Genomic DNA, 20,702 nt, shown 5'->3' on the forward strand with positions numbered 1-20,702 from the left:
TTGCCTAGACAACGCCGATCATGGACGCCCTCGCGTCTACTTGCGGTCCCACATCCCTTGGAATCGATCATCTAGGAGCCGGTATGCCCACCGTGATCGACGACGACCACCCTGCCCGCGTGAGTCTGGCCGCCGCGTGGGAGTCGGTCGACGTGCGGGCCGCCGGCGACTTCTGGTGCACGGTCGAAGACCGCCGGACCGGTCTGCTCCCACGCCGCGACGCGCCGCTCTTCTTCACCGCGCTGGGCTGCCTCCTGGCCGGCGGTGACGCCCCGGCGAATCGGGCGGCGCTGCTCCGGGTGCTCGGCCGCGCGTACCGTCACTTCGACCTGCTCCCGCACGCCACCACCATCGGCGACGCGTTGCTCGCGACAGTGGCCCGCCACGCCCAGCCAGTGTGGACGCCGCAGCTCACCATCGCCGCCGAGCGCGCCCTGTGCCGCGCCACGCACGCCATCCGCCGCGCCGCCGCCCGCGCCGGCGACGGCCGGGCCTGGTGGCACGTCGAGGTGATCGGCCACGATCGGCCGTCGCCCGACATCGCCATCCTGACGGTACGTCCCCTGCGGCGACTGCCCTTCCAGCCAGGTCAGGCCGTGCCGGTCTGCACGCCGCGCCTGCCCGGGCACTGGCGCTGGCTGTCGCCGGCCAACGCCCCACGGGCGGACGGCACCGTCGAGCTGCACGTCCGCGCCGTACCCGCCGGCACCGTCTCCCACCGCCTGGTCCATCGGGTACGCCCCGGTGAGCTGCTCTGGCTCGGCCCACCCGTCGACACCGGCCTGAGCCTCGACCCGCTGAGCACGAACGACCTGCTGCTCGTGGCCGGTGGCACCGGGTTGGCGCCGCTGCGTGCCCTGGTGGAGCAGGTCGCCGCCACACCGAATGGTCGGCGGGTGACGCTTGTCGTCGGCGCGCGCACGTTCACCGACCTGTACGACGCGATCGCCCTGGACAAGCTGCAGTGCGCCCACGACTGGCTGACAATCGTGCCGGCCCTCTCCGACGACCCCTGCGCCGAGCCGGGCGAGCTGGGCGACGCTCTGACCATCGCCCTCGACCATCACCAGCCGGATCAGGACATCTACGTCTGCGGCCCACCCGTGATGGTGGCCGACGCGCGGTCACGGCTGTGCGCCCTCGACATCCCCGCCGCCCGCATCCACCTGCCCGAAGGCTTCACCCACTGACGGCTGCGCCTTCTCATTGATCGATCGCCATGAGAGGCTTGGACGCCTGAGAGTGTTCGTCTCAGTGCGGGGGGTAAGCGGCGTGCAGGATGCTGACGGTCCGTCCGGTTGGTCGGTCGAGAAGTTCGGGCTGCCGCTGGCAACCTCTCTGCGCACTCTGGTCCCGGCGGCGCTACGCCGCGCGGTCGAGCTCGCGCAAGGTGCGCGCGAAGCGTCGGAGTTGGACACTGACCACGCCTTCGGTCCCGTCCGGTGGAAGCAGCAGTACGAGGTGTTGCACGAGTACCTGCACGACCTCCCCGACGTGGTCGGCGTCCATCCACCCGGCGCCCAGGTGCGGGTCACCATCTGCCGGGGGCATCTTCTGCTGCCCTGGCGGTACGCGACTCGGAGCGACCTGGACATGCGCGACGCCCGTCCCGGGCGTGACCTCAACCGGCTGATCCGAGACCTGCTGATCCTCTTCGGGCCCGAGCCGGGCCATGAGGAGGTCACACTCCCGCTGATGCCGCTCACGCCGGAGGAGGCTCGTGACCGCTCAGCTCTGCGGGAGGCCGTGGAGCAGTTGACCGACGAGCCGAGGGTGCTGCTCGTCGGGTTCGCCTGCAACTCCGACGAAGGTCTGCTCCGGGTCTCCTGGGGTGAGGCGGCTCTGCTTGGTGGCACCGAACTCAAGTGGGGCCACGTCGAGGACCTGCCAGTCGCACGAGTGCGATGACAGCTCCCCGGGACCACGAAGAATGATTCAGGTCAGTAGCGGCCGCACCGGCCGGTGCGCGGTCAGGACGACGCGTCGCCGAACTCGCGTACCCCGTCGACGTCGAGCGTGATCCGCCCGTTCTCGGTCCACTGCCCCGTGGCGGCGAGCCAGCTCGGGTCGTCGCGCTCGTCGATGTCACTCCAACTGTGCCGGTGGTGCCGCAGCTGGATCGGCCCGGTCGACTGGCCCGGCGCGAGCGTACCGTCGGTGAAGGTCAGCTCCACCCAGCCGGGAACGGCAGTGCCCGGCGGGGGATTCGGCGGCGCCGGCGTCGACAGCACCGCCGGCCCGCCTGGGGGAACGAAGAACTGCACGGTCTGCCGGATTCTCTGGCAGCCCAGTGCGGCCCAGTCGCAGTTCGGCACCAGCGAGGTGTTGCCGCCCTCGAAGCGCAGGTGGTAGCGCACCCGCACCGTGCTCAGGTCCAGCGGCGCGGTGCCGGTGTTGGTGACCTTCAGGAGGTGCTGGATCTGGTTGTTCGTCGGCGACCAGTCGAGGTTGAGGTAGCTGACCGTCGCGCGGCCGCTGGCGGTGCGCACGGTGGTGGCGGGCGAGGGGTCGGAGTAGCCGCCGAGCGCGCGGGCGGCAACCGCGATCCGGTACGTCGTGCCGGGCGCGAGGTCGGTGAGAGTGATCGTGGTGTCCGTGGTGGAGCCGAGGAAACGGTACGTGTTGGGCCCCAGCGGCACCTGCACCTCGTAGTTGATCGGTTGCTCCGCGCCGGGCTCGACCCAGGCGGAGGGCGCCCAGCTGAGCGCGAGCCGATGCGGCTCGTTGACGACCACGGTCGGAGTGCCGGGGGTGCTGATCGCCGGCCCGTCGGCGCGGGCGGCGTTTACGGCGAGCAGGCTCGCCAGCGCGGCGACGGCTACGGCGGCGGTGACGCGGCGGGCGGGCATGAGGCGAATGCTAGGGCCGCGCCGGCAGAACCGATAGTTACTAGTCAATACGTGGGCTCAGGTTCACACTGGTGGTCCGTTACGCGACGTAGTCGGCTTGGAGATAATGCCTGTTCAGGTGACTATCTAGCGTGAACCCGTCATCACGAACGGCCTCGACGTCGGCGTCGCGCTGCCGCCCCGTCCGGCCTCAGACGGGAGATACACATGCGTACTCAGAACACGACCCGCCGGTTCGGCGCTCGCGCGTCCGTACTCGTGCTCGGTCTTCTCGCGACCGGGGCGGTGCTCGCCCCGGCGAGCCCGGCGTCCGCCGCGGTCCCCGGTCTGGTGCGCGTCGCCGCGACAAGCGTCAGCGACTCGGCCGACTTCCACAGCGTCACTGCGACGTGCCCGGTCGGGAAGGTGCTGACCGGCACCGGCTACGAACTCAACGGCGTCACCGGCGAAGGTGTCGTCGACGACCTACGCCCCAACGGCGGTGTCGCCACGGCACCGACAGCGGTCACCGTCGGCGCCTACGAGACCGAGGCGTTCGCGGGAAACTGGTCGGTGACGGCGTACGCGATCTGCGCCAACCCCCTCGCGGGCCTGGTCCGGGTCACCACGACCGGCGTCAGCGACTCGGCCGACTACCGCAGCGTCACCGCGACGTGCCCGGTCGGGAAGGTGCTGACCGGCACCGGCTACGAACTCAACGGCGTCACGGGCGAAGGTGTCGTCGACGACTTCCGCCCCAACGGCGGTGTCGCCACGGCACCGACAGCGGTCACCGTCGGCGCGTACGAGTCGGACGCCACCACCCTGAACTGGTCGGCGACCGCGTACGCCATCTGCGCCAACCCCCTCGCGGGCCTGGTGCGCGCCTCCACGCTGGGTGCCAGCACCTCGGCCGACTTCCGCAGCGTTACGGCGACCTGCCCGGTCGGGAAGGTGCTGACCGGCGCCGGTTACGAACTGAACGGCGTGACCGGCGAGGGCATCGTTGACGACTTTCGCCCCAACGGCGGCCCCGCGACCGCCCCGACGTCCGCCGCGTCCGGCGCGTACGAGGAGGACGCCTTCGCCGGCAACTGGTCCGACACGGCGTACGCCATCTGCGCCACGCCGTAACGTCGACGTCCGGTGGCTGCCCCGAAGCCAGGGGCGGCCACCGGCCGTGTTCGTTCCCCCGATATGGCGTCAGCGGGCTGTCGTGGGTGTGCCTCGGTTCTAGCGTCCGGACAAGGACGCGAGTCGAGGGAGGCAGGCCATGCGTAGCCCGACAGAGGCAGAGCGAACCCCGGTCACCGTGCGGGTGGATCGTTGGCGGGCGGGACTGCCACCTGACGCGTGGCCCGACACCTTCCCGGCGAGTGGCGAGGTCTGGCGGCGCGACGTCTTCGCGGTGGCCGAGGCGTGCCGTGCTGGCGCCGCGAGTCCACGTCACCTACTGACGGCCGTACTGGCCTGGGCTTACGGCCCCATCGGGTACGGCCCATGGCGCGCCGCCAGGTCACTCGCCGCCGACCCCGACGGCAAGCGCCTGGCGTACGCGCTGGAGGAGGTGTGCACCCCGACGCCCGACGAGGAGGCGTTGCGTACGGCGTACCGCCGCTTCAGCGACCCCAACCACGCTCGTCTGCCGTGGTTGGGGCCCGGCCTGTTCACGAAGGTTCTCTACTTCGCCGGTTACCGGCGCGGCGCGGGCGGTGTGCAGCCGTTGATCCTCGATCGTGTGGTGGCCGGCCAACTCCCCGCCGAGGCGGGTGTCGGTCGCCGCAACGGGTGGTCGTCCGAGGAGTGGCTTGCCTATCTGCGCTGGGCCGCCGAGCAGGCTCGGGTCAGGGCGGTGGAGCCGGACGCGGTGGAGATGGCGGTCAGGCCCGACCGGTGAGCTGGCTATCGGGCGGCGCGCAGTCGATCGTCGAGGGCGTCGAGGTCGGGCACGAACCAGATCTGCTCGCCCCGGTTCGACTCGTGTACGAGAGCGCGCAGCGCCGAACTTCCCGCGAGCTGCGTCGAGATGTCGCCCACCACGGCGAGCCGTAGCCGGTAGTTGACGAACTTCTGCATCACGTCACCGGCGAAGCGGGTGCCGAGCGAGAAGAAGCGTTCGTCGAGCCGGTCGGCCGGCACGGCAACCACCTGGGCGCCGAGGAAGGCCGCGCCGATCAGGTCCAGCGCGTCCTGCTCGGTGGCGATCGGCGGGCCGGCCGGATCGCAGACCAGCACCGGCACCCCCTCGCGCTGCTGCATCTCGTCAGGCATCGGGGACCTCCCGGTCGATCAGGCCGTTGTCGGCGGTGAGGACGGCGTCGAGCAGGTGGAGCAGTTCGGCGGTGCCGGCGGGATCACCGATGATGATGATCTTCAGGCGGTGACGCTGGTCGTCGTACACGGTCTGCACCCGCAGCGGCCGGGTCGGGTCGTGCCCGGTGTTGGCGCTGGCGAGCACGAGCGTGCCGAGCCGGTCGGCGGCGGCCCGGTCAACTCCGTCGACCTGCACGATGCTCGACACCTCGGCCTGACCGACGACGCCGGCGGGTGGCCCGCCGAGGGGTGGTCGTGCGGTGAGCGCGTCGAGGTCGCTGGCGGCGATCCGGTACTGCTTGCCGATCCGCACGGCACGCAGCCGGCCGGAGCGGATGTAGCCGCGCACCGTCCGCACGTGCAGGCCGAGCCGGTCGGCGACCTGTTCAACCGAGTACATTTCTTCCGTCATTGCTCCCTATCTTACTCTTATAGGGGAGTTTAGGGAGTGGTGGGTCCGGCCGCATATTCGACGCTTAGCGTCGGTGGGGTCCAGTACCGTCTGGGAACCATGGACGCGCGGGTCGGCGACGCCATCATCGGGCGGGATCATCCCGCAGGTCTGCTGCGCGCTGAGCTGGACCGGGCGGCCACCAGCCATGGCGGTCTCGTCCTGGTCACCGGTGAGCCGGGCATCGGTAAGACCACCCTCGTCACGTCGGCGGCGCGGGAAGCCCGTCGAGGCGGTGCGCTCGTACTCGGCGCGGCCTGCTGGGATTCCGACAGCGCTCCCGGCTACTGGCCGTGGGTGCAGGTGTTGCGCGCCCTGCGGCGTTCCGCCGACGACTGGGCGCTCGCCCGCCCGGCCGCCGAACCCGCCCTCGCGGCCCTGCTCGGCGAGAGCGGCACCGGTGACGTTCCCGGCCTCACCGCCGCCTGGTCGGCCCGCGACGGCCAGGACGTGGCCGACCGGGAGGCGTTCTCCCTGTACGACGCCGTGACCGCCGCCCTGGTCGCCGTCTCCGCGCACCGGCCGGTGGTGGTCGTCCTCGACGACCTGCACTGGGCCGATCCGGCCTCGCTGCGGCTGCTCGGGTTCGCCGCCCAGCACACCTGGTTCGAACGCCTGTTGCTGATCGGCACGTACCGCGACGCGGAGGTCGAGGCCGGCGACCACCCGCTGCGCCCGCTGCTGCTGCCCCTGGTCGCCAAGGCCACCACGATCACCCTCACCGGCCTGGCCCGCGACGAGGTGGCCGCGCTGATGGCGCGTACCGCCGGTCGGGAGCCCGCCCCCGACCTGGCGGACGAGGTGCACCGCCGCACCGGCGGCAACCCGTTCTTCGTCGAGGAGACCGCGCGGCTGTGGCACGCCGACGGCACCACCGGCGCGATCCCGCCCGGCGTACGGGAAGCGGTGCGACAGCGGCTCGCCCGGCTGCCCGCCCCGGTGGTCGAGGCGCTGACCGTCGCCGCCGTACTGGGGCGTGAGTTCCACCGACAGGTCCTGGCGGCCAGCGCGGCGGTACCGGTGGCGTCCGTCGACCGGCTGCTCGACGACGCGGTGACCGCCCGGCTCGTGGTCGCCCGTGGTGGCGGCCGGTTCACCTTCGCCCACGACCTGGTCCGCGAGACCCTGTACGACGGGCTCACCACCGACGACCGGCAGGCCCGCCACGCTGCGGTGGTGCGGGCGGTGGATCCGCCGACCGCACTCACCGACCGGCTCATCCCGGCGGATCTGGCCCGCCACGCCTACCTGGCCGGCGCCGCGCTGGACCGGACCCGGGCCGGCGAGCTGCTGGTCGCCGCCGGGCGGGACGCGTTCGCCCGGCTCGCCGGCGACGAGGCGGGGGTGCACTTTCGGCGGGCGATGGAGATCGTCGAGGACCCCGCTCAGCGGATTCGCCTGCTCGTCGACTTCGGGGAGGTGCAGTACCACCACGCCGGCCGATCCGAGGCCGCACGCCTGCTCGCCGAAGCCGCGACGCTCGCCCGTACGCTCGACGACCCGGTGCCACTGGCCCGCGTCGCGCTCACCGTGCACCGCGCCCGTCAGGTGGACACCACCATCGCCGTTGACACGACGGACCTGGTGCGCGAGGCGTACCAGCGGTTGATCGGCGAGCCCGCGCCCACCGCGTCGACGGGCGCGCTGGTGGCGGACCTGATCACCGCGACGGAGACCATCGCCCGTCGTGGTCGCGATGACGAGGCGCTCACGTTCAGCCTGTGGGCCCGCCACGACACCACCTGGGGGCTGGGCACCGCATCGGCGCGGGCCGCGCTCACCGCCGAGATCCGGGACGTGGCCCGCCGCTCGGGCGACCGGGAGACCGAGCTGTGGGCCACCTCGCTGCGCTGGGTGGCGCTGCTGGAACTGGGCGACCCGCGCTTCATGGAGGAGTTCACCGCCTTCGTCACCGTAGGTCAGCAGGGTGAGTTGGCCCGTCCCCGGATGGCGGCGGCCGTCGACGGCGGGATCATCGCGGCGTTCCGGGGTGACTTCGCCGAGGCGGACGAGCGGTTCACCGTCATCGCCGAGCTGTCCGACCCGGGGCACGCCGAGTTCGCCTTCATGGGCCACCACCTGCGCTGGGCCCGGCTGCTGTTGCAGGGGCGCTTCGACGAGATCGACGCGCTGCTGCACGAGTGGGCATCGACCGACTACCCGTACCGGGAGCTGCTGTCGGCCATCACGGCGGCCGAGCGTGGCGACGACGAGCAGGCGGTGCGGTTGACCGCCGGCATCGAGGCGGCCGGGATCCACTACCCGCGTCCGGTGTCGCCGCTGTGGCTGCGCCTGCGCGCTCAGGCCGCCGCCGCGTCCCGCGATCCGCAGCGCTGCGACGACGCGCGGGCCGCGCTGGTCCCGCACCGTGGGCAGTGGGCGGTGGGGCTGTTCGGCTGCGACATCAGCGGGCCGATCGACCACTGGCTCGCCGTGGTCGACGCCGCGCAGGAGCGTTGGGACGACGCGGTCACCGGGTTCACGGCGGCCCGCGACGCCGCCGACCGGATGGGCTCCCGACCCTGGTCGCTCATCGCCCGCGCGGGGCTGGTGAACGCCCTCGCCGGCCGCGACCAGCCGGGCGACGCCGCGACGGTCGCGGAGCTGCGTGCCACCACCGTCCGGGACGCCACCGCCCTCGGCATGAGGCAGGTGCTCCTCCGGCTCGCCGACCCGGACCCCACCCACGCCGAGCCGGACCACGCCGAGCCGGGCCACGCCGTGTCGGGGCCTGCCGTGTCGGGGCCTGCCGTGTCGGGGCCTGCCGTGTCGGGGCCCGCCGTGTCGGGGCCCGTCGTGTCGGGCCACGCCGCGTCGGGCCACGCCGCCGGCAGGGCCGGAGGCGGCGAGTCGGGCACTGTCGCGCTCGCGGGCCAGGCCGGCGGGGGAGGCCACGCAGGCGGGGGAGAGCAGGTGGTCGGGGGCGGCCCGGCCGTCGGTCGGCGTCAGGTGGTGCCGTCCGACCCGACCATCGAGGGGTACGCCTTCCGGCGCGACGGGCCGGTCTGGCGGCTCGCGTACGCGGGAGTGGTGGCGCACCTGCCCGACGCCAAGGGCCTGCATGACCTGCACCTGCTGCTGGGCCGTCCCGGCAGCGACGTCCCGGCGGTGGAACTGCTCGACCCGACCGCTGGGCCGGTGCTGGTGGCCGCCCGTCGGATGGGCGGTGACCCGGTCCTCGACGACGAGGCGAAGGCCCGCTACCGGCGGCACCTGACCCGCCTCGACGACGAGATCGACCGGGCCGCCGCACGTGGCGACACGGCGAAGGTTGGCGCGCTGGACGCCGAGCGCGGCGCGTTGATCGGGGAGTTGCGTTCCGCGGTGGGGCTGGCCGGTCGGAGTCGACGGTTGGGCGACGAGGCCGAACGCGCGCGCAAGACGGTCACCGCGCGAATCCGCGACACCCTGCGCAAGCTCGACGACAACCATCCCGCGCTGGCCGACCACCTGCGCGAGGCCGTCTCCACCGGCGCCACCTGCCGCTACCTCCCGCAAACCCGCCTCCCCTGGCACCTCTAACCCCACCCCGCCCCGCCCCCTCGCCCCCGAACCTCGCACCATCCCCGCGATCTTGCAGTTTCGGTTGCCGACTCGGGTGCTCTCGTGGCTTATGTCGCCACAGAAAGTGCAAGATCGCGGCGTAGCCGCCGTCAGGTCGCCGATCATGGAGTTGTGGTGCCGGATGTGGGGATGACCGGCCGCTTTGTCGCCCACCACAACTTCATGATCGACGGGGCGGGGCGGGGCGGGGCGGGGCGGGGCGGGGCGGCGGGGCGGGTTGGCGGGTTAGCGGCGGTTGTAGCGGTGCATGGTTAGGGTGCCGAAGACGACGACGAAGCCGGCGCTCCACACCAGGAGCCACATCGTGGCGGAGGCGTCCGAGTTGCCGGACATGACGGCGCGTACCGCGGCCACCAGCTGCGTCACCGGGTTGACCTTCACGAACGCCTGGAGCCAGCCGGGCATGGTGCTCGGCTCGACGAAGACGTTGCTGAGGAACGTCAGCGGGAACAGCACCATCATGCTGACCCCCATCACCGACTTCTCGCTGCGCAGGATCAGCCCGAAGAACGTCCACACCCAGGAGAACGCGAACGAGAAGACCACCAGCAGCCCGATCCCGGCGGCCACCCCGGCGACGCCGCCGGCGGGCCGGAAGCCGAGCGCCAGCCCGACGCCGAGGATGACCAGGGCGGCGAGGATGTAGCGCAGCACATCCCCGAAGATCATGCCGACCAGCGCGGCGGGCCGCCAGACGGGCAGCGTCCGGAAGCGGTCGAAGATGCCCTTCTCGATGTCGGTGTTGAGGCCGACGCCGGTGTACATGGTGATCATGACGACGCTGGTCACCATGATGCCGGGCAGGAAGAACTGCAGGTAGTCACGCGGGCTGTCGGCGAGGGCGCCACCGAACAGGTACGTGAACATCAGCACCATGATGATCGGGAACGCGGTCACGTCGAAGAGCTGTTCCGGCACGTGCTTGATCTTCAGCAGGGCCCGCCAGCCGAAGGTGAGCGACGCGCCCAACGCGCTCGGCCGGGCCGGTCGGGCACCCGGCGCGAGAACGGTCGCCAGCGCTTCGGCGGACGGTACGTAAACCGACGGCGCCCGCTCGGCCGTGCCGGCGGTCGTGGTCGTGTCACTCATCGGGCTGCCTCCAGCTCGTCGTCGCGCTCGTCGGCCGACACGGCCGGGTGGTCGGTCAGGGCCAGGAAGACCTCGTCCAGGCTGGGCTGGCCGAGGGAGAAGTCGTCGACGACGATGCCGGCGCGGGCCAGGTCACCGAGCGCGCGCGCCGCCTGCGCGCTGGCGTCCAGGTCGGTGCCGGCCTCGCCGACGCGGGCGGTCAAGGCCACCGGATCGGCGGCGAGCTGCACGGGCACGTTCAGCGCCTCCCGGAGCACCTGCTCGGCCTGGGGCCGCTGGCCGGGATCGCGTAGTCGCAGGTGGACGGTGCCGGAGCCGACCGACGACTTCAGTTCGCCCGGCGTACCCTCCGCGATCACCCGGCCGTGGTCGACGACCGCGATCCGCCCGGCGAGCTGGTCGGCCTCGTCGAGGTACTGCGTGGTCAGCAGCACGGTCGTACCGTGCGACACCACGGCCCGGACGATCTCCCACACCTGGTTGCGGCTGCGCGGGTCGAGACCCGTCGTCGGCTCGTCGAGAAAGAGCAGGTCGGGAGTGTTCAGGATGCTCGCGGCGATGTCGATGCGCCGTCGCATGCCGCCCGAGTACTTCTTGACTTGGCGGTCGCTCGCCTCGGTCAGACCGAACGCGGCCAGCAGCGCCGCCGCGCGGTCGCGGGCTTCCGGCTTGCGCAGGCCCAGCAGGCGGGCCAGCAGCACCAGGTTCTCCGTGCCGGTGAGGTCCTCGTCGACGGAAGCGTACTGGCCGGTGAGGCTGACCCGGCTGCGGACCTTGTCGGCCTCGGTGACCACGTCGTGCCCGAAGACCCGCGCGCTACCGCCGTCCGGACGCAGCAGCGTCGCCAGCACCCGGACCGCCGTGGTCTTGCCCGCCCCGTTCGGGCCGAGCAGGCCGTAGACGGTGCCGGCGGGCACCCGCAGGTCCATGCCGGCCAGCGCCCGGGTCTCCCCGAACGTGCGGGTGAGCCCCTCGGCCTCGATGGCCAGGCCGGTGGCGCGTCTGTTCATCATTCATACCTCTCGTTCGATGGCCGGCGACGTCGCGGTCGGTGTGACCAACGACCCCGCCGTCCTACCGGCGCGAGGTGACGACCGCCCGCCCGCTAGATCGGAACTAGCGAGCGCCGTTCCGGGACCGGATGTCGGTGGGACCGGCGTGACTGGAGTCGACGAGGGGGACGGAATGACGCTGGTACGCATCGAGCCGTGGCACGAGAATGATCTCGGTCTGCTGCGCCAGCTCAACTCACCGGACACGCGCCGACACACCGGCGGCCCGGAGACCGACGAGCAGGTGCTCGCCCGGCACGACCGGTACGTGCATTTCGCCGAGGGCGGGCAGGGGTGCATGTTCACGGCGGTGCCGCCGAACGCGGTCTGCCGCAAGGCGGCTTCACGCTGCTGGGTGAGACGAATTTCGAGTACCCGCCCGGGCACCTGATGCGGGCCAACGACTGGCAGCTCGACCTGACCGCCCCGCCGGCCGACGAGTGAGGCCGACGACTGAGGTCGGCGGGGCGGCCGTCGCAGGTCACCAGGTGGTGTCGAGACGGTGCCGCTGCTCGGCGGTCAACTCCAGCTCCACGGCGGCCAGGCTCTCCTCGAGCTGGGCCACCGAGGAGGCGCCCACCAGCGGAATCGACGGCAGATCGCCGCCCAGCAACCAGGCGAGCACCACCTGGTTCACTGTCGCGCCGGTCTGCCCGGCGACCTCCCGGAGGGCGGCCAGCCGCCGGGGCGCGCTCGGCAGGTCGTACGCGGCGCCCAGCGGCACCTCCGGCCGGCTGTACGCCCCCCTGAGCAGCGGCGAGTACGCCACCAGGGTCAGCTCCGGCTCGGCGCGCAGGTAGCTGAGCAGGTCGCCACCGACGGCGCCCGGGTCGCCGTCCGGGTCCAGCTCGCTGGCCACGTCGGTGCGCCGGCGTAGGTAGCTGTGGTGGTACTGGAGCAGCTCGTACCCCGGGAGGCCGGCGGCTGCGGCGAGCGCGCGGGCCCGTTCCACCCGCCAGGCGCGGTGGTTGCTCGCGCCCAACAGGCCCACCGTCCCCTCGGCGACCAGCTCGGCGAAGCCCTCCACGGTCTCGGCGAGCGACACCGTCCGGTCCTCGATGTGTGCGTAGAGCAGGTCCAGCCGTTCCACGCCGAGCCGGTCACGGCTGCGCTCCGCCGACTCGCGGATGACCTTCGCCGACAGGCCTTCGGCGTTGTCCAGGTAGCTGGTGCCGGGGGCCAGTGGGCGGGCGCCCAGCTTGGTGGCGATGACGATCTCGGTGCCGATGCCCCGGCTGCGCCGCCACCGCCCCAGCAGCTCCTCACTCTGGCCGCCCTGTGAGCCGTCGACCCAGAACGCGTAGTTGTCCGACGTGTCGATGAAGGTGCCGCCCGCCTCGACGTACCGGTCGAGGATCGCGTACGAGGTGGCCTCGTCGGTGGTGCTGCCGAACAGCATGGCCCCGAGGCTGAGCACGCTGACCTCGCGCCGGGTCGCCGGGTCGGTGCCGATCGTGCGGTACCGCATGGGGATCTCCTTCCGTGCGCCCTGCCGGTGGGCGCCCGGGAACCACCCTGGTAGCTGGAGCGCACTCCAGGTCAAGCCCTCGTCCACCGAGACCGAGCGAGGGCTCACCCGTCCGCGAACGGCGCGCTGCCCCGGAGTCAGCACTCCGGGGCAGCGCGCGCAGGTCAGCGGGGCAGGTAGGCGAAGGTGTCCGGGTCCGGGCCCTGCCGGCCGGCCGCACCCTTGTCCATCCCGGTGATCCGCTCCATCGCCGCGTCGTCCAGCTCGAAGTCGAAGATCCCGGTGTTCTCCTCGATCCGCTTCGGCGTGGTCGACTTCGGGAAGATGATGTCGCCGCGCTGCACGTGCCACCGCAGCACCACCTGCGCCGGCGTACGGCCGACCTGCTCGGCGATGTCGACCACCGTCGGGTCGTCCAGCACCTTGCCCTGGGCGATGGGCGACCACGCCTCGGTGAGGATGTTGTGCTCGCGGCCGTAGGCGCGGACCTCGTCGTTGGTGAAGTACGGGTGCGCCTCGATCTGGTTGACCGCTGGCACCACGCTCGCCTCGTCGGCCAGCCGCTGCAGGTGCGCCACCTGGAAGTTCGACACGCCGATCGAGCGGGCGCGACCGTCGCGCTGGAACTCCTCGAGCACCTTCCACGTCGAGACGTAGTCGCCGTCGTACAGGGTCGGCAGCGGCCAGTGAATGAGGAACAGGTCGATGTAGTCCATCTTCAACGCCGACAGCGTCGAGTCGAACGCCTTGCGGGCGTCGTCCGGGCGGTGGAAGGCGTTGTTCAGCTTGCTCGTCACGTACACCGAGCCGCGGTCGAGGCCGGACGTGCGTACCGCCTCGCCCACCTCGGCCTCGTTGCCGTACATCTCGGCGGTGTCGATGTGCCGGTAGCCCACCTCGAAGGCCGTGGACACCGCCGCGGCGGTGTCCTTCGGCTCGATCTGGAACACCCCGAAGCCGAGCTGCGGAATGGTGGTGCCATCGTTCAGGCTGATGTCAGGAATCGTGACTGCCACTGCGGCTCCTTCGCGTCTTCGTTATCCGTCATCCATACCAGGGCAGGTGGACGATTCACCGCCCAGAGCGGGGTGACGAGCGCAACGGCGATCTGGTTCACCCAGTCGTGTCGAACAGGACCGGCCAGGGCCGTGCCGCCGGCACCGCTGGCACCGACTGCGACGTGGGTGGCACCGGCTCGGCGGCGGCCAGCACCTCGGCGGCGAGCTGCCCGACCATCGCCGCCGCCGGGTGCGCCGACCGCTTCGGCCAGGCCGCCGACGTGCGCTTGGTCAGTGCCGCGTCGGCGAGCGGTCGCCAGGCGATCCGTGGTTCCCGGCGGGCCAGGGCCGCCGGCTCCACGGCGACGCCGCCGCCGGCCAGCACCAATCCGAACAGGAACTCCGGGTTGCGCGCCGGCCGCACCCGCGCCGGCTGCCACCCGTTCTGTCGGCACACCCCGAGCAGGTGGTCGTGCCAGCCCGGCGCGGTGGCCCGGGGTGCGGTCACCAGGTCCAGGCCGGCGAGCGCGGCGAGCGGCACCTCCCGTCCGCGTGCCAGCGGCGAGGTCCGCGGCAGCAACACCCCCAGGGGTACGTCGACCGGGGCGCCGAAGCGCAGCCCGTCCGCCTCGACCGGATGGTGCACGAGCCCCACGTCGAGGCTCCGCCCGGTGAGCATCCGCACCTGCTCGGCGGTGGTCAGCTCGTGCAGCTCCACGTCGAGGCCGGGCGCGTGGGTGGCGAGCTGGTCCAGCAGCGCCCGTAGCGTCACCGCCGGCGTCTCCGGCGGCACCCCGGCGCGCAGCACGCCCAACTCGCCCGCGCGGACCTGACCCATGAGGTTGCGCAGCCGGCCCTCGCCGGCGAGCAGCTCCTCGGCCTCGGCGAGCAGCAGACCGCCGGCGGTGGTGAGCCGCACCTGGCGGCGGGAACGGTCGAACAGCTCGACGGCCAGCTCCCGCTCCAACCGCTGGATCGACTGGCTCAACGGCGGCTGGGCCATTCCGAGCAGCTCGGCCGCCCTCCCGTAGTGCAGCTCGTGGGCGACCACCACGAAGTGCCGCAGATGTCGGAGCAGGTCCACGGCCGGACCCTACGGCAGCCCAGCAGCGCCACTGGATACCGTGCCGTGGTGGACGTGGGGGAGCGGATCGAGGCCATCTTCGCCGCCGCGGGGGTGACCGGCAGCCTGCACGTCGTGGACCTGGACGCGGCGGGCCGGGAGGTCGGGCTGCGGACCGACGAGCAGGTGGTGATCGCGTCGATCTTCAAGATCCTGCTGGTGCTGGAGTTCGCCCGGCAGGTCGAGGCGGGCCAGGTTGACCCGACCGAACGTGTCCTGGTCACCGCCACCGACCGGCTCGGCGGGTGGGGACTGGCCGGCTGCGCCGACGACGCCGAGGTGTCGTTGCGGGACCTCGCGTACTTCGCCATGTCGGTCAGCGACAACACCGCCGCCGACGTGCTGCTGCGCCGGGTCGGTCCGGACCTGCTGCCGATGCTCGCCGCCGAGCTGGGCCTCACCCGAACCCGCGTTCTCGGCGGCCCACGGGAACTGGTCGAGATGATGCTCGCCGACGTGGGGGCGCGTACCGAGGCGGAGTTCGCGCGGATCTTCCCGACCCTGCCGGCGGACCAGGTCCGGGCCATGCGGGTCTTCGACCCGCAACACACCACCTCCAGTACGGCGCGGGACATCACCCGGTTGCTCACCCTGATCTGGCGGGACGAGGCCGGGCCGGCGTCAGCGTGCGCGATGGTCCGCGCCTGGATGGCCCGGCAGCTCTTCTGGACCCGCCTGGCCGCCGGGTTCCCGCCCGCCGTGCGGGTGTCCGGCAAGACCGGCACCCTGCCCGGACTGCACCTGGAGGCCGGAGTCGCCGAATATCCCGACGGCGGTCGGTACGCGATCGCCGTCTTCGCCCGCGCCGAGGATCTCGCCCCGCGCCGGATCGACGTGGACCTGGCCGTCGGGCGGGCCGCCCGGACGGCGGTGGAAGCGTTGCGCGGCGACTGATTTTCCGGCGTGTCGAGCGACGGGACAGCACCGTCGAGCAGGCCCGATATGCGGTGGCGTATCGGAGGCGACCGCGTTCGATCTTGGACCTGGGCCCAATGGCGCTGGTTGGCTCGGCTCGACCGATCAACCGACACGGGGAGCAGATCCACATGTCCCACCTCGACCGCCGTCGCTTCCTGCGCGACGCCGCAGCCACCACCGCCCTGGTCTCGGCCGGCGGACTCGCCGCCTCGACCACCCAGGCCCAGGCCGCGCCTCCGGCCGCCGCGCCCACGCCGACCACCAGTGGAAAGGGCGCGGTCAGCTTCCGCTGGTGGGGTACGGCCGGCTGGCGCATCGACATCGCCGACCGGACCATCCTGGTCGACCCCTTCCTCAGCCGGATCGACACCGGCCTGTTCGCTGGCGCGTTCAAGACGGACACCCCGTTGACCGTGCGCACCGACGTGATCGACCAGCGCGTCGAGAAGGCCACGACCGTGCTGGTCACGCACACGCACTGGGACCACTTCATGGACGTGCCGTACATCGCCGGGCGGACCGGCGCGCGGGTGTTCGGCACACTCACCGCGTACCACCTGGGACTGGCGTACGGTGTGCCGTCGGCGCAGCTCAGCGCCGTGAAGGGCGGGGAGGTGCTCGACTTCGGCGACCACACCGTCGAGGTGGTCGGCTCGCTGCACAGCCGCAACGCGTCGTACTCGGTGGCCTTTCCCGGGGTGCGGGTGAGTCAGCCGGCGCGGCCGGCGACCATCGCGGACCTGCCGGAGGGCGACACGTTGGGCTACCTGCTGCGCGTCGCGGGCGGCCCGTCGGTCTACTTCACCGGGGCCAGCGACGTCGCCGAGCGCAACCTCACCGGCCTGGCGCCGGACGTGGCGATGGTGGCCATGCAGAGCGCCACCACCACCGCCGACTACCTGCCCCGGCTGCTGGCCGGTCTGGACTATCCGAAGGTCGTGGTGCCGGTGCACTGGGACAACTTCGAGACGCCGTTGCGGAACCCGCCGGTCGTCGCACCGGCCGACCGGGCCCGGCTCGACGACATGATCGCGGCGGTGCGTTGGATCTCGCCGCGCATCCGGGTGCTGGTCCCCGACTACGAGACCGCGTACCACTTCTGAGCGATTCCGGGCGGGCGCCGCGCGCCCGCCCGGTCGCGTCAGCCGGCGGCCAACTCCGCCAGCGTGCGCACCGACTTCCAGTTGCGGGTGGTGCCCACCACGCCGAGCTGCTTCTCCAGGTACGCGTTGGTGAACTTCGTCCGCCCGTAGCCGCCGTCGGGGAAGTGCAGGAAGACCTCGCGACCGGTCACCGTGAACGCCACGTTCTCGCCACCGGGCACGGTGAGCGCGTCGACCAGGGACTTCTTCGGAGCGGTCGCGAGAAAGGCGACCAGCAGCCGCTTCGGGTCGTCGTCGATCTCGGCGTACGGGTTTCCGCCGGCCACCGCCGCCAGCTCCCGGCCGCTGCGCACCAGCACCGGCACGGTGAGTCCCAGCTCGTCGGTGAGCGCCCGCTCGATGCCGGCGGCGAGCTTCTCCGCGTCGCGCACCGTGCTGCCGAAGGTCACGTTGCCGCTCTGCAGGTACGTCGTGACGTCGTCGTGGCCGAGGTCGGTGACGATCCGGCGCAGGTCGGCCATCGCGAGGCGGGTGCTGCCGACGTTGACCCCGCGCAGCAGGGCGACGTACCGGGCCATGGCTCCTCCATCGGACGCGGGGCGACCCGGCCAGCTTAGGCCGGTCGACCTCGCGCCGCCGGGACCGACGGGGCCCTCGTCGCCGGCTATTCCACGACCGGCAGCACGACCTCGTTGCGGCGCAGGAACCACGGCTTCCACGGCGGGTCGAAACGCGCGTACCGGATGGCGCCGGTGGGTTGCAGCCCGGCGGCGGTCACCGATCGGCCCAGCATGGTGGCCCGCTGGCTGAACGCCCGCTCCGTCCACCGGCCGGAGAACCGGATCGCCGCCGCCAGTTGGGCCGGTACCTCGTGGATCCGTACCCGGGCGTCCACCGGCTCGGGCACCGTCGCGGCGGTGACGGTGGCCGGCAGAACGAACTGGATCAGGTACGCGCCCGGCCGCTCGCCCTCGACCTGGACGACCGGCAGCGTCATCGGGATCTTCGCCGCGCCGTCGGCCGTGGACGTCGTCGGCACCGCCGACCCGACCGGCTGTCGGGCCCGGTTGGCGCCCCCGACGTACGCGGCCAGCGGCCGGAACGCCTCCATCGGCGCCCGGGTGAACGACGCCTGGATCCGCATCTCGGCCACCAGGTGAGCCGGATAGCGGCGCAGCTCGAAGCCGGGGTGTCGGGACACCACCCGGTACGGCTGCTGCTCGGTCATCGCGCGCTCCCAGAATCTCCTGGGACTGACGCTACCGCTCCTACGGCTCCCGCCCGGTCGAAGTCGGCCGTCCCGCCTGCCGGGCGACGGTCCGGCAGTACTGGCGTCTGCCCTCGTCGCGCAGCACCACCCCGAGCCGGCCGAGTTCGCGGCGCAGCTCCCGTACGTCGTCGCGGCGGTCCCGTTCGAGAGCCCGCTCGCGAGCGCGCAGCAGGGCGTCCGCGCCGACCGGCAGCCCCGGCAGGTCGGGCACCCACAGCCGGTACGCCGAGCGGTGCGGGTCGTCGTCCGTCCAGGCCCAGCCGTGCGCGTGGAACGCCGCCGCCAGGTGGGCCGCCGGGAGGTCCGTCGACTCCCGGACGAGTTCCGCGCCGTCGCCGTCGAGCAGCACCAGGTGCTTGTCGGCCAGGAAAGCCATCCGGGCGTCGGCCCGTGCGACGGTGCGTACCTGGTCGGCGCGGCGCAGCCGGACCTGCGTGGAGTCCACGGTGACGATCAGCCGTTCGGCGGTGCCGACCCCGGCGACGACCAGGCCGGCCAGGACGCCGACGGCCATCGTGCCGAGGGTCGCCTGCGGCTCGGGCAGCCGGTCCAACCACCTGATGAGGTCGCCGAACGGCACCCACGACAACCGGGCCAGCCACCCCGTCGACGCGGCGAGGAGCCAACCGGCGCCTGCGCCGAGCAGCGGAAACCCACCCCAGAGGACGACCAGTTCCAGCGGACCACCGCTGACCACTGTGCGGGGGCGGTTGTCGGCCGCGTCCATGGTCAGGACACCTCGCGGCGCAGCGTCCGGACCAGGCCGGCGGCCAACGGAAGGACCATCCAGACGAGCAGGGACACCGCCAGCCGCCCCCACTGTTCGCCGGTGAGCGCATCGCTGCTGAACAACGGGTCCATGGTCCGGCTGGTGTCCAGCCACCCGGCCGGACCGCGCAGGGGCCGGACCATCTCGCCGAGCACCGACCAGAGGGTCGGCAGCAGCAGGTAGCCGACGATCGCCAACGGCGTGTTGAGCAGCAGCAGACCGAAGGCGGCACCCATCAGCACCACGGCCACCTGGACGATCACCCCGTTGACGATCAGCGTCGCGCCGACCTGCCAGGTGCCCGCACCGCCCGTAGCCGACGCCACGAGCGTCCCGATGCTGGCGACGGCGAGGGCGACCAGCACGGAGGCGATCGCGGCCAGCACCACCGCGATCAGCTTCGCGGTCACCACCCGCTCCCGCCGGGGGACCAGCGCGTACGTGGTGAGGGCGGTCCGCTGGGACCACTCACTGGTGATCGACAGGATGCCCAGCACCGGCAGGAGCACGTTGGCGGGCAGCAGCGAGGTCACGAAGAAGGTGCCGAAGGTCTGTTCGGCGTCCTCCGCGTAGATCAGCAGGAGGGTGACGACCGCGACGATGACGAGGCCGATGGTGATCAGCAGCCAGCGGCCGGCCCGGGTGTCGACGAGCTTGCGCATTTCGACGGCGGTGAGCCGGAGCAGTGACGGGCGGCGTACCGGGGAATGGTCCCGGGACGCGACTGCGCCGGCGGTGGGTGCGGTGGCGGTGGTCATCGGACGGCCTCTCTGGTGGATTCGCCGGCGGTCAGGGTGAGGAAGAGCTGTTCGAGGCCGCCGCTGCCGGCCGGGCGCAGCTCGGCCAGCGCGACGCCGGCGTCGGCCGCGGCCTGGCCGACCGTCTCGGCGTCCGCCTGCACGAGCAGGCCGTCGGGGCTGTCGGTGGGGGTCAGGTCGGCCGCCTCCAGCGCCCGACGCAGCGCCACGTCATCGCGCGCCCGCACCACCGTGCCGCCGACGGCCAGCAGCTCGTCCTTGCGGCCCTGGGCCACGATCCGGCCACCCCCGATCACCACCAGCCGGTCCGCGACCGCCTCCACCTCGCGCAGCAGGTGCGAGGAGAGCAGCACCGTGCCGCCCCGGTCGGCGAAGTCGCGCAGCAGACCCCGCATCCAGAAGATCCCCTCCGGGTCCAGGCCGTTCGCCGGCTCGTCGAGGATCAACACCCGGGGGTCGCCGAGCAGCGCCTGCGCCAGGCCGAGCCGCTGGCGCATGCCCAGCGAGTACGCCCGTACCCGACGCTTCGCCGCCACCGCGTTCAACCCGACCAGGTCGAGCTTCGCGGCGACCTCGCGCATGCTCAAACCCAGGGTGTACGCGGACAGCGTCAACGCCTCGCGGCCCGTGCGGCCCGCGTGCTGGGCGGAGGCGTCCAGCAGCACGCCGACCTCCCGTCCCGGGTTGGGCAGCTCCCGGTAGGGGTGCCCGGCGACGGTGGCGCGACCGGCGGTCGGCGTGGTGAGCCCGCAGATCATGCGCATGGTGGTCGACTTGCCGGCCCCGTTGGGACCGAGGAAGCCGGTGACGGTGCCGGGCTCGCACTGGAACGACACGTCGTCCACCGCCGGGTGCGGTCCGTACCGCTTGGTGAGGTTCTCTACGGTGATCATGCGGTCGAGCCTGACGCCGCCGCCCGGCCATCCGCTGCGGCCGCTGGTCGGTGCCGCAGCTACCTTGGTCGACGCTCGGGTCGAGACTTTGGTAGCTGGTTGTCC

21 protein-coding genes are annotated in these 20,702 nt (G+C 72.4%); 8 read left to right on the forward strand and 13 right to left on the reverse strand.

All coding sequences use genetic code 11. From position 1 onward, the window contains the following. Nucleotides 1–83: 83 nt before the first annotated feature. The gene (locus tag ACLQ25_RS23255) at nucleotides 84–1,190 is read left to right on the forward strand and encodes an FAD-binding oxidoreductase (protein WP_425732913.1); all 1,107 of its coding nucleotides are present in this window, start codon (nucleotides 84–86) and stop codon (nucleotides 1,188–1,190) included. 82 nt (nucleotides 1,191–1,272) lie between these two features. Further along, nucleotides 1,273–1,908 carry a hypothetical protein gene (locus tag ACLQ25_RS23260; protein ID WP_425732914.1) on the forward strand — a complete coding sequence of 212 codons (636 nt, stop codon included), beginning with the start codon at nucleotides 1,273–1,275 and terminating at the stop codon, nucleotides 1,906–1,908. Between the two features lie 62 nt (nucleotides 1,909–1,970). Here ACLQ25_RS23260 and ACLQ25_RS23265 read toward each other — a convergent pair whose 3' ends face one another. Then, a complete protein-coding gene (locus ACLQ25_RS23265) occupies nucleotides 1,971–2,849 on the reverse strand; it encodes a cellulose binding domain-containing protein (protein WP_425732915.1) in 879 nt (292 codons plus the stop codon). Nucleotides 2,850–3,056: 207 nt separating this feature from the next. Between ACLQ25_RS23265 and ACLQ25_RS23270 the strand changes: the two genes are divergently transcribed. Together ACLQ25_RS23270 and ACLQ25_RS23275 are read left to right on the forward strand one after the other, a co-directional pair. Continuing rightward, nucleotides 3,057–3,962: a hypothetical protein gene (locus ACLQ25_RS23270; protein ID WP_425732916.1), complete on the forward strand. Its 906-nt coding sequence runs from the start codon at nucleotides 3,057–3,059 to the stop codon at nucleotides 3,960–3,962. Between the two features lie 139 nt (nucleotides 3,963–4,101). Continuing rightward, complete coding sequence (locus tag ACLQ25_RS23275; RefSeq protein WP_425732917.1) at nucleotides 4,102–4,725, forward strand: hypothetical protein; 624 nt, start codon at nucleotides 4,102–4,104, stop codon at nucleotides 4,723–4,725. Nucleotides 4,726–4,730: 5 nt separating this feature from the next. Here the strand turns inward: ACLQ25_RS23275 and ACLQ25_RS23280 are convergent, their stop codons facing one another. Next, complete coding sequence (locus ACLQ25_RS23280; RefSeq protein WP_425732918.1) at nucleotides 4,731–5,099, reverse strand: DUF4180 domain-containing protein; 369 nt, start codon at nucleotides 5,097–5,099, stop codon at nucleotides 4,731–4,733. Next, nucleotides 5,092–5,553 carry a helix-turn-helix domain-containing protein gene (locus ACLQ25_RS23285; RefSeq protein ID WP_425732919.1) on the reverse strand — a complete coding sequence of 154 codons (462 nt, stop codon included), beginning with the start codon at nucleotides 5,551–5,553 and terminating at the stop codon, nucleotides 5,092–5,094. The genes ACLQ25_RS23280 and ACLQ25_RS23285 overlap by 8 nt, the downstream gene beginning before the upstream one ends. 99 nt (nucleotides 5,554–5,652) lie before the next feature. Between ACLQ25_RS23285 and ACLQ25_RS23290 the strand changes: the two genes are divergently transcribed. After that, a complete protein-coding gene (locus tag ACLQ25_RS23290) occupies nucleotides 5,653–9,114 on the forward strand; it encodes an ATP-binding protein (RefSeq protein WP_425732920.1) in 3,462 nt (1,153 codons plus the stop codon). A 267-nt stretch (nucleotides 9,115–9,381) separates the two neighbouring features. On the opposite strand, the gene ACLQ25_RS23295 is transcribed toward ACLQ25_RS23290, so the two are convergent. Both ACLQ25_RS23295 and ACLQ25_RS23300 read right to left on the reverse strand, forming a co-directional pair. Then, on the reverse strand, nucleotides 9,382–10,245 hold the full coding sequence (locus tag ACLQ25_RS23295) for an ABC transporter permease (RefSeq protein WP_425732921.1): 864 nt from the start codon (nucleotides 10,243–10,245) through the stop codon (nucleotides 9,382–9,384). Beyond that, entirely contained in the window at nucleotides 10,242–11,255 is a 1,014-nt protein-coding gene (locus tag ACLQ25_RS23300) for an ATP-binding cassette domain-containing protein (RefSeq protein WP_425732922.1), read from the reverse strand. The genes ACLQ25_RS23295 and ACLQ25_RS23300 overlap by 4 nt, the downstream gene beginning before the upstream one ends. 175 nt (nucleotides 11,256–11,430) lie before the next feature. Between ACLQ25_RS23300 and ACLQ25_RS23305 the strand changes: the two genes are divergently transcribed. After that, nucleotides 11,431–11,688 (forward strand): hypothetical protein, encoded by a 258-nt coding sequence (locus ACLQ25_RS23305; RefSeq protein WP_425732923.1) that lies wholly within the window; start codon nucleotides 11,431–11,433, stop codon nucleotides 11,686–11,688. 90 nt (nucleotides 11,689–11,778) lie between these two features. On the opposite strand, the gene ACLQ25_RS23310 is transcribed toward ACLQ25_RS23305, so the two are convergent. From ACLQ25_RS23310 to ACLQ25_RS23320, 3 genes are all read right to left on the reverse strand, one after another. Next, nucleotides 11,779–12,765, reverse strand: coding sequence for an aldo/keto reductase (locus tag ACLQ25_RS23310; RefSeq protein WP_425732924.1), 987 nt, complete (start codon nucleotides 12,763–12,765; stop codon nucleotides 11,779–11,781). A gap of 164 nt (nucleotides 12,766–12,929) precedes the next feature. After that, complete coding sequence (locus tag ACLQ25_RS23315) at nucleotides 12,930–13,781, reverse strand: aldo/keto reductase (protein WP_425732925.1); 852 nt, start codon at nucleotides 13,779–13,781, stop codon at nucleotides 12,930–12,932. Between the two features lie 97 nt (nucleotides 13,782–13,878). Beyond that, a complete protein-coding gene (locus tag ACLQ25_RS23320) occupies nucleotides 13,879–14,847 on the reverse strand; it encodes a LysR family transcriptional regulator (RefSeq protein WP_425732926.1) in 969 nt (322 codons plus the stop codon). Nucleotides 14,848–14,895: 48 nt separating this feature from the next. Here ACLQ25_RS23320 and ACLQ25_RS23325 point away from each other — a divergent pair, with 48 nt between their 5' ends. Next, a complete protein-coding gene (locus ACLQ25_RS23325; RefSeq protein WP_425732927.1) occupies nucleotides 14,896–15,780 on the forward strand; it encodes a serine hydrolase in 885 nt (294 codons plus the stop codon). 152 nt (nucleotides 15,781–15,932) lie between these two features. After that, nucleotides 15,933–16,907 carry an MBL fold metallo-hydrolase gene (locus tag ACLQ25_RS23330; protein ID WP_425732928.1) on the forward strand — a complete coding sequence of 325 codons (975 nt, stop codon included), beginning with the start codon at nucleotides 15,933–15,935 and terminating at the stop codon, nucleotides 16,905–16,907. Nucleotides 16,908–16,945: 38 nt separating this feature from the next. Here the strand turns inward: ACLQ25_RS23330 and ACLQ25_RS23335 are convergent, their stop codons facing one another. From ACLQ25_RS23335 to ACLQ25_RS23355, 5 genes are all read right to left on the reverse strand, one after another. Next, nucleotides 16,946–17,485, reverse strand: a complete 540-nt coding sequence (locus ACLQ25_RS23335; RefSeq protein ID WP_425732929.1) for a DUF1697 domain-containing protein — start codon at nucleotides 17,483–17,485, stop codon at nucleotides 16,946–16,948. Between the two features lie 86 nt (nucleotides 17,486–17,571). Further along, a complete protein-coding gene (locus ACLQ25_RS23340; protein ID WP_425732930.1) occupies nucleotides 17,572–18,135 on the reverse strand; it encodes an SOUL family heme-binding protein in 564 nt (187 codons plus the stop codon). Nucleotides 18,136–18,175: 40 nt separating this feature from the next. After that, on the reverse strand, nucleotides 18,176–18,904 hold the full coding sequence (locus tag ACLQ25_RS23345; RefSeq protein ID WP_425732931.1) for a YqeB family protein: 729 nt from the start codon (nucleotides 18,902–18,904) through the stop codon (nucleotides 18,176–18,178). 2 nt (nucleotides 18,905–18,906) lie between these two features. Then, nucleotides 18,907–19,704: an ABC transporter permease gene (locus tag ACLQ25_RS23350; protein ID WP_425732932.1), complete on the reverse strand. Its 798-nt coding sequence runs from the start codon at nucleotides 19,702–19,704 to the stop codon at nucleotides 18,907–18,909. Further along, a complete protein-coding gene (locus ACLQ25_RS23355) occupies nucleotides 19,701–20,597 on the reverse strand; it encodes an ABC transporter ATP-binding protein (protein ID WP_425732933.1) in 897 nt (298 codons plus the stop codon). Before ACLQ25_RS23355 ends, ACLQ25_RS23350 begins: the two co-directional genes overlap by 4 nt. Between the last annotated feature and the right edge of the window lie 105 nt (nucleotides 20,598–20,702).

The sequence above is a fragment of the Micromonospora sp. DT44 genome, from assembly GCF_049841635.1.
Lineage (GTDB): Bacteria > Actinomycetota > Actinomycetes > Mycobacteriales > Micromonosporaceae > Micromonospora.

Bases quoted from the DNA above. Each gene is read 5' to 3' on its own strand.
- ACLQ25_RS23255 (WP_425732913.1), top strand. From the start codon at position 84: ATGCCCACCGTGATCGACGACGACCACCCTGCCCGCGTGAGTCTGGCC.
- ACLQ25_RS23265 (WP_425732915.1), bottom strand. From the start codon at position 2,849: ATGCCCGCCCGCCGCGTCACCGCCGCCGTAGCCGTCGCCGCGCTGGCG.
- ACLQ25_RS23270 (WP_425732916.1), top strand. From the start codon at position 3,057: ATGCGTACTCAGAACACGACCCGCCGGTTCGGCGCTCGCGCGTCCGTA.
- ACLQ25_RS23275 (WP_425732917.1), top strand. From the start codon at position 4,102: ATGCGTAGCCCGACAGAGGCAGAGCGAACCCCGGTCACCGTGCGGGTG.
- ACLQ25_RS23280 (WP_425732918.1), bottom strand. From the start codon at position 5,099: ATGCCTGACGAGATGCAGCAGCGCGAGGGGGTGCCGGTGCTGGTCTGC.
- ACLQ25_RS23285 (WP_425732919.1), bottom strand. From the start codon at position 5,553: ATGACGGAAGAAATGTACTCGGTTGAACAGGTCGCCGACCGGCTCGGC.
- ACLQ25_RS23290 (WP_425732920.1), top strand. From the start codon at position 5,653: ATGGACGCGCGGGTCGGCGACGCCATCATCGGGCGGGATCATCCCGCA.
- ACLQ25_RS23295 (WP_425732921.1), bottom strand. From the start codon at position 10,245: ATGAGTGACACGACCACGACCGCCGGCACGGCCGAGCGGGCGCCGTCG.
- ACLQ25_RS23300 (WP_425732922.1), bottom strand. From the start codon at position 11,255: ATGAACAGACGCGCCACCGGCCTGGCCATCGAGGCCGAGGGGCTCACC.
- ACLQ25_RS23305 (WP_425732923.1), top strand. From the start codon at position 11,431: ATGACGCTGGTACGCATCGAGCCGTGGCACGAGAATGATCTCGGTCTG.
- ACLQ25_RS23310 (WP_425732924.1), bottom strand. From the start codon at position 12,765: ATGCGGTACCGCACGATCGGCACCGACCCGGCGACCCGGCGCGAGGTC.
- ACLQ25_RS23330 (WP_425732928.1), top strand. From the start codon at position 15,933: ATGTCCCACCTCGACCGCCGTCGCTTCCTGCGCGACGCCGCAGCCACC.
- ACLQ25_RS23335 (WP_425732929.1), bottom strand. From the start codon at position 17,485: ATGGCCCGGTACGTCGCCCTGCTGCGCGGGGTCAACGTCGGCAGCACC.
- ACLQ25_RS23340 (WP_425732930.1), bottom strand. From the start codon at position 18,135: ATGACCGAGCAGCAGCCGTACCGGGTGGTGTCCCGACACCCCGGCTTC.
- ACLQ25_RS23345 (WP_425732931.1), bottom strand. From the start codon at position 18,904: ATGGACGCGGCCGACAACCGCCCCCGCACAGTGGTCAGCGGTGGTCCG.
- ACLQ25_RS23350 (WP_425732932.1), bottom strand. From the start codon at position 19,704: ATGACCACCGCCACCGCACCCACCGCCGGCGCAGTCGCGTCCCGGGAC.
- ACLQ25_RS23355 (WP_425732933.1), bottom strand. From the start codon at position 20,597: ATGATCACCGTAGAGAACCTCACCAAGCGGTACGGACCGCACCCGGCG.